The sequence below is a fragment of the Sporosarcina koreensis genome (assembly GCF_001531445.1).
GTDB classification, from domain to species: Bacteria; Bacillota; Bacilli; order Bacillales_A; family Planococcaceae; genus Sporosarcina; species Sporosarcina koreensis_C.
On the sequence record NZ_LQYA01000354.1, the window covers coordinates 1 to 740 of the forward strand.

Here is a 740-nt window from a genome sequence, read left to right on the forward strand (position 1 = left end):
GGCGAAGACCAGCAGCGGATTGCCGGAGCCCAGCAGCGGTTTAAAGGCGAACAGGGCGAACAAAATAATCATCGTGGTGATGATAATCATGCTCTTGCGACGACCAAAAGCGTCCGCCAGCAGGCCGGCGACAGGCACCATTACGCCAAAGCCAATCACCGCCATCATCAGCATCCACAGCACTTCGTTACGCGGCAGACCCAGGCCATTCGGCGCCGCGCCGGTGCTGAAGGTCATCGAGTAGACGGTCATGATGTAGAACAGGGTATAGGTGGCCAGCATGATGAAGGTGCCCAGCACCGTCACCCGGACGTGTTTGGTCAACAGGGTACCCAGCGGGATTTTGACCTGTTTTTTCGCCGCCGCTACTTTGGCGAAGACCGGGGTCTCATGCAGCGAGACGCGAACATACAGACCGATGATCACCAGCACCGCGGAGAAGATAAACGGCACGCGCCAGCCCCACTCCATAAACTGCTGGTCGGTCAGCAGCCAGGAGAGCAGCAGGAAGGTGCCGTTGGCGAAGAAGAAGCCGATCGGCGCGCCCAGCTGCGGGAAGGAGCCGTACAGGGCGCGCTTGCGCGCCGGGGCGTTTTCCGTAGCCAGCAGCGCTGCGCCGCCCCATTCCCCGCCGAGGCCAAGGCCCTGACCGAAACGCGCCAGCGCCAGCAGCATCGGCGCGACAATGCCAATGCTTTCATAGCCGGGCAGCAGGCCGATCACCACGGTGGAGATCCCCA

At 61.9% G+C, this 740-nt stretch carries 1 protein-coding gene; it reads right to left on the bottom strand.

Annotation, left to right across the window (positions count from 1 at the left end; translation table 11 throughout):
- The coding region (locus AWV70_RS22395; protein WP_201024469.1) for an MFS transporter at positions 1 to 726 on the bottom strand (726 nt) is incomplete at its 3' end.
- Positions 727 to 740 lie beyond the last annotated feature (14 nt).